General features: G+C 74.6%; 4 protein-coding genes. 3 read left to right on the top strand and 1 reads right to left on the bottom strand.

What is annotated here, in order from left to right; all coding sequences use genetic code 11:
- Positions 1 to 770 (top strand): hypothetical protein (locus tag LLG88_04155; protein ID MCE5246098.1); only part of this gene is annotated, 770 nt, incomplete at its 5' end.
- Positions 767 to 1,954, top strand: coding sequence for a hypothetical protein (locus LLG88_04150; protein MCE5246097.1), 1,188 nt, complete (start codon positions 767 to 769; stop codon positions 1,952 to 1,954). The genes LLG88_04155 and LLG88_04150, both read left to right, overlap by 4 nt.
- A 90-nt stretch (positions 1,955 to 2,044) precedes the next feature.
- On the opposite strand, the gene LLG88_04145 is transcribed toward LLG88_04150, so the two are convergent.
- A complete protein-coding gene (locus LLG88_04145) occupies positions 2,045 to 2,884 on the bottom strand; it encodes a phosphodiester glycosidase family protein (protein MCE5246096.1) in 840 nt (279 codons plus the stop codon).
- 298 nt (positions 2,885 to 3,182) lie between these two features.
- Between LLG88_04145 and LLG88_04140 the strand changes: the two genes are divergently transcribed.
- Positions 3,183 to 6,340, top strand: a 3,158-nt coding sequence (locus LLG88_04140) for a tetratricopeptide repeat protein (protein ID MCE5246095.1), incomplete at its 3' end; no start/stop codon positions are given.

Here is a 6,340-nt window from a genome sequence, read left to right as displayed (position 1 = left end):
CGCAGAAGGAGGAGGCGGCGCTTCGGCGGCGGGTCGCCGAACTCCGAGATCAGATGCGCAGGCTCACTGTCGCGGGCGGTGATCCGAACCGCCGGGCGACGGTGTTGGACGACGTGCGGTGCGAGGCCGCGTGGACATTCGGCGCGGAGTTGCTGCAGCTCGCCGCGCCGGGTGCGGACGCCCTTCGGCGCGCGTCGCTGCCGGACGAACGGCGCGAGGCGTTCGGACGGGCTTTCGATGCGATCCACGATCTCCTGTTCGAGCTGGAGACGGCGTCCCCCGCCGAACGACGCAAGAGGCTGGCGGACGCCGCGGCGCTCGCGCGTGATGCGGCGCGCAAGGCGGAGGAGCTGCGGAACGCGGCGCCGCTCTCGATGACGGTTGCGCGTCGTGTCTCCGAGGCGATGGACAACGCGGCGACGGCACTTGGACGGGGTGCAGAGCTCGCGTCCGCGTCGAACGACGTGCGGCGGAATGTCGAAGGGCGGCAACCGATGTGGCGCCTCGGCGAAGCGGCCGCTCTCGCGGCGGCCTTCGATCCCTATGCCGCAAGCTCCGCGAGGTCGGTGAGCCTGAGCCAACGACGAGACGCATTTGCGGAGGCGGAGCATGCCCTCGCCCGTCTGTGCCTTGCACTTCGGTTCGAGGATGGCGCTCAGGAGTATCTTGCCGCCGAGTTGGGCGAAGCCGAGCGACGGCTCGTTCGCGCGCAGCGAACGATCGACTTGTATCGCGCCGCGCACCGGGCGCACCCCGAAGAGAAACGATGATGGATCGCCGGGCTGCCTTGGCCGTCATCGGGATCGTCGCGGCGTGGCCGTGCGCGGCGTGCGGAATCTACTGCCGGCATCTGGCGGTCATGGCGCGCGACGCGGAGCGCGAGGCGTCGGCGCAGCGCTCCGCGGCGGCCGACGCGTATCGTCGGATCGAAGATGATCGTGAGCGGATAGCCGCGGTGGATGCGCGGGTCAAGAGGCTGCATGCGGAACAGGACGCCGGGCTGCGCGTGATGGCGAGCGAAGCCGAACTTGAACCGCAGATCCTCGATCTCAGGGAGAAGATCAATGCAGCGGAAGCCGAACGCGCCCGCGGAGCGGCGGCGCGATCGTCGCTCGGGGGAGAAGCCGTCGCGTTGAGGGGCGCAGGCGTCGCGCTGTCGGTGGACAGCTGTCGCGATGCGGAAGAGGAGCTTCTGCACCTCGCTGCGGAGGCGAAGCTCCTGCGCCGTGAACAGGCCGGACGTGAGACGCCAGGACCAGAGGTCGTGGACGCGGCGCGCGGCGAGGCCTTGCTCGATGTCGTGGGCGACGCGCTCGCGGTGGTTGATCTTCCGCGACACGTGCGGCGCGACGGCGCATCGAGCGAAGGACTCTTGGAGCTCGAAGAGGCGTACGCGGCGGCACAGGCCGGCTTGGCGTGGGAAGCGCGCCTCGCGGGGCCACCGGACAGGGCGGAGGCCGCGCTGCGCGCGCTGGCTCTTCGCGTCGATGATGCGGCGGACGGTCGCTCGGGAGTCGCTGCGGCTGATGACCGCAGCCGGGCGGTTCTCCGGACGTTGTCGGCGCTTGTCCGCGCGGGCGCCGCAATCGCGGCCGGCGTTCGCGACGACGCGATGTCCCAAGGTGCAAGCACCGTTAGGCCGCGTCTGTTGGACGATCCGAGCAGAGACCTTCCGCATGCGCTGATGGAGCTGCGCGAAGCACTGGAAGAGCGCGGCGCGCCGCGCGACGCTGAGCGTCGCGCAGCTCTGCAGCGTCTCGTAGCGCGCGCTGTGTGGGCGCGGTCGCCCGCCTGGTCGTTTGAGGCGCAACGTGACGAGCGCGAGCGGAAGCTGCTCGAAGTGCGTGGCGCGGTCGGCGCCATTGTCGAAGGATGTGAGGCGGCGCATCCTGTGCTCGAGACGGTTCCTCAGACCCCGGAGCGCTTCTCCTCGCCTCCGCCGATCGCCTTTTGACGCTCGCACGGCGAGTGGACCGCTCTGAGAGAGCGAAGACATGGCCTTCGCGTCCCGCGAGACGCGCGTGCAGTCCGCACCAAATCCGGATCATCGCCGGACGCGGCGCTGCACGGCGATGACGTTCGGGATTGGAACCGCGTCGGCGCGTCGGCCCTCCCCGAAGGAACCCGACTCGTACAGCCCCGAAAAGTCGAGCTGCTGGTCGCCGGCCTCCAGCGAGAACTGCGCCGTCGGCCCCCCCTCGAGGTACATCGCGTTCCGCAAGTCCAGCGGCAGCCGGCGCAGCGCGTCGGCGACGTCGTGCACCGGCGCCGGCGACTGGCAGAAGATGAACAGCGCGCGCCCCGCGCGGTCGAAGCCGAACGCCGCCACGCTCGCCGCGTCGGCCTGCGGCTCCCAGACGTTGCGCCCGTCGAGCGCGACCATCCGGATGCTCTGCACGAGCGTGCCGTAGTCCCTCGCCAGATCCTCGAACGGCTGCGCGTCGCGGTCGATGATCTGCGCCGGCGGCGCCTCCGCGCGCAGCCGGTCGAACGCCAGCACGGCGCGCTGCGAGCTCACGCGCGGGTTGTTGACGTGCCCGCGGGCCTTCATCAGCCCGACGCTGGTCAGGCGGTCCTCCTGGAACATCCCGCCGTTGATCGCCGCGACGTACCGCCCCCGCCGCCGCCACTCGCCGACCGACAGCCGCGGCTTCTCCGGAACCGCCGAGGCCATGACCAGCTTCAGGTCGAACTTGGTCAGATCGACCCGCAGCACGCGGAGCAGCCCGTCGCCGTAGGCCGGGGTGCGGCCGACCGGGAACAGCCCCCAGTCGAGCCCCGGCTCGAGGGTCCGCCAGCCGCGCCGCGCGTCGCGCACGGCGAGGAGCGGCACGACGGCCGCGGCGAGCAGCGAGACGGCGAAGAGCGCGGCGACGAACGCCACGCGCCGCCGCCGCTTCGCGCGCGCGTCGCCTCCCTTGGAAACGGAACCGCTTGCAGACGCGCCGCCCCCCGCGGCCTCGGGGCGCCGAGCCCCCGGCAAGGCCGGCGCGCGTCCGTCCTCGCCCCGATCGGCGACCGTCCCCTCGGCCGGCGAAGCGCCTCGCCGGCGCCCTCCGCGCCACATCGTTTCGCTCTCTTTCGGCTTCGGCGCCCCTTCGGCGCCCCGCCCCATTGTCGCACGGGGGACCTTTGGTCCGATAATGACGGTCCGCGCGACCCAACGCGGATGGGATGAGCCAATGAGCGGAATCGCGGAACTCCACTATCGGCAAGGACTGCGCCACGCCACCGACGGCAACCTCGAGGAGGCCGCGAAGGCCCTCCGCTGCGCCGTCGAGGCCGATCCGAAGTTCGTCGAGGCCCGCGCGGCCCTCGGCCTCGCCCTCTCCCGGCTCGGCCGCCTCGACGAGGCCGAAGCCGCGGTGACGGCGACGCTCCGCGAGCGCCCCGAGCAGCTCGACGCGCTCGTCGAGCTGGGGCTGCTCCTCGCCGCCCGCGGCCGCCGCGACGAATCGCGCGAGGCGCAGTTCGCCGCGCTGCGGCTCGCCGCCGAGGACGCCGGCGCCTGCCAGCGCCTCGCCGCCGCCCGCCGCGACGCCGGCGCCCAAGAGGACGCGGAGTTCTGGTTCCGCCGCTCCGTGGCCCTCGACCCCGCGCACGTGCAGGCCAACGCCGGCCTCGGCTACCTGCTCCTCGAGCAGGGGCGCGACGCCGAGGCGCTCGACCGCCTGCTCGTCGCCGCCGCCGGCCGCCCGCCCGCCCCGTGGGTCAACGCCCGCCTCGGCATGCTCCTCTCCGACCGCGAGCGCTGGGCCGAAGCCCTCTCCGCCTTCGAGGTCGAGCTGCAGTACTTCCCCGAGAACGCCCACGCCTGGGGGCTCAAGGGGACGGCCCTCTTCTCGCTCGGCCGGCTGCCCGAGGCGGTCGCCGCGTTCCGCCAGGCCTCGCTGCTCGATCCCTCGCAGGCCCTCTTCAAGACGGAGCTCGGCCTCGCCCTCGCCGAAAGCGGCGCCTACGACGACGCCGTGGCCGCGCTGGAGCAGGCGATCGCCCTCGCCCCGAAGAGCGCCGACGCCTACTCCTCGCTCGGCCTGATCCACTTCCGCCGCGAGCGCTGGGCCGAGGCCGAACGCGCCTACCGCCGCGCGCTCAAGCTCGGGGCCGACGACGCCGACACCTTCTTCTCGCTCGCCGTGGCCCTCGAACGCCAGGGGCGCGAGGAGGAGGCGATCGAGAAGTTCCGCGCCGCGGTGGACCGCGACGGCGGGCGGCTCGACGCGCAGCAGCGCCTCGCCCGCCTCTGCTTCGTCCGCGGTCGCCTCGCCGAGGCCGCGCTGGCCTACGCGGAAGTCGTCGCCCGCCTGCCGAAGGACGAGATCGCCTGGCTCAACCTCGCCCTCGTCCACGCCGAGCTCGGCGCCGAGACCGAGGCGACCGAGGCCTGGGGCCACGCCGTCGAGCTCAACCCCGCGCTCCCCGCGGCGCTCGACAGCTTCGGCGTGGACCTCGCCCTCGCCAAGCACTGGGACGCCGCGGCGCGCGTCTTCCGCCTCCTCTCGCTCGTCGATCCGAAGGGGCACGAGGCGCCGTTCCGGCTCGGCATCGCCCTCGCCAAGGGGGGCAAGCCGGAGGGCGCCGTCGCCGCCTACCGCGAGGCGGTGAAGCGCGACCCGTGGAACGCCGAGGGGTACAACAACCTCGGCGCCCTCTGCGACCGGCTCGGCTGGTACCCCGAGGCGGTCGAGGCGCTCGAGCGGGCGGCGATGCTCGAGCCCGAGGACCCGGACATCCTCTGCAACGTCGCCGTCGCCTACGGCCACGTCGGCCGCCGCGACGACGAGATCGCCGCCTTCCGCCGCGCGCTCAAGGCCGCGCCGAAGCACCTCGCCGCGCACGAGAGCCTCGGCGAGGCGCTCTACGAGGCGGGGCGGTGCGACGAGGCGGCCGCGGCGCTGGCCGAGGCCCGCCGGCTCGCGCCGGAGAAGCAGGACCTCGATCCGCTGCGCGCGCTGGTCGAGCTGCGCGCCGGCCGCCCCGACGCGGCGCGCGAGGTCCTCGCCAAGACGCTCGCCGTCCCCTCCCGCGGCGGCGCCGCGGACATCTCCCGCCGCGCCCTCGTGGACGCCCTCTCCGCCCGCTGGGACGACGTCCTGGCCCTCGCCGACGCGGCGCAGGCCGCGGGGGACGAGGATCCGTTCCTGCCGTTCCTGCGCGGCCTCGCCCTGCTCGAGCAGGGGAACGACCGCGCGGCGCGCGAGACGTGGAAGGCGCTGCTCGCGGCGCGCCCGACGTTCGTCGGCGAGAAGTTCGACGCCGGCGTCGGCGTCGCCCTCTCCGGCCGCCTCGCCGCGTTCCTGCTCTTGGGGCAGCTTCTCCTCGACGCCGACCAGGGCGCCGACGCGCTCTCGCTCTTCGAGCAGGCGCTGAAGCTCGACTCCAAGCTCGCCCCGGCGCACTTCGGCCTGGGGCGCGCGCTGCTGCTGCAGGACCAGCCGCGCGAGGCGCTGACCGCCTTCGTCCGCGCGGCGCAGTTGGCCAAGGACCCCTCCTCGGCGCTGTTCCACATCGGCGTGATCCTCGAGCAGCTCGACGGCTGGGACGCCGCCGCGGAGTCCTTCCGGCAGGCCGTGAAGACGCGCCCCGACTTCGTCCCGCCCTACCTCGAGGTGGCGCGCCGCCAGCTCGCCGCCGGGGCGCCGGAGGAGGCGCTCGCGCTGCTCGGCGAAGGGCTGAAGGCCCGTCCCGACGACCCCTCGCTCCTCTGCGCGCTGGCCGAGGCGCAGCTCGCGAAGGGGGACGCCGCGGCGGCCGAGGCGAGCGCCCGCAAGGCGCGCGAGAAGGGCGCCCCCGCGCCGCGCGCCGCGGCGCTCGAGGCGACCGCGCTGGCGCGGCAGCTCAAGTTCGAGGCCGCGGCCAAGGCGGCCGAGGCCGGGCGTCTCGCGCTCGGCGACGAGACGAGCGCCGACGCCGAAACGCTCGAGGCGGTCGCGCTCGTCGCGGCCCCCGAGAAGAAGCACGCCACCCCGGCCGAGATCGCCGCGCGCGGCGCGGCGCTGGTGCGGCTCGGCCTGCGCGCGGAAGGGGCGGCGGCGCTGAAGAAGGCGCTGGCCGCCGAGCCGACGCAGCCCGAGGCCGCGGCCGCGCTCGCCGCGGCGCGCGCCGCCGACGGCGCGCCGGACGAGGCGCTGGCGATCCTCTCCGCGGCGCGGGTCGGCGGGGCGACCGATCCGGCGTTCCTCGCCGCGCTCGGCGCCGCGCAGGTCGCGGCGGGGCACGTGGACGAAGCGCTCGCGCCGCTCGCCGAGGCGGCCGACGCCGGCGTGCCCGGCGCCGCCTCGCAGCTCGGCCGCGCGCTGGCGAGCCGGCCCGGCCGCGACGAGGCGGCCGCGGAGGCGCT

This window comes from bacterium (genome assembly GCA_021372775.1).
GTDB lineage: Bacteria > Acidobacteriota > Polarisedimenticolia > J045 > J045 > JAJFTU01.
Note: the sequence above shows the minus strand (reverse complement) of the source record. Positions and strands in the feature narration are given on the sequence as shown.

Coding starts and splice junctions, on each gene's coding strand:
- LLG88_04150 (MCE5246097.1), top strand. CDS start 767: ATGATGGATCGCCGGGCTGCCTTGGCCGTCATCGGGATCGTCGCGGCG.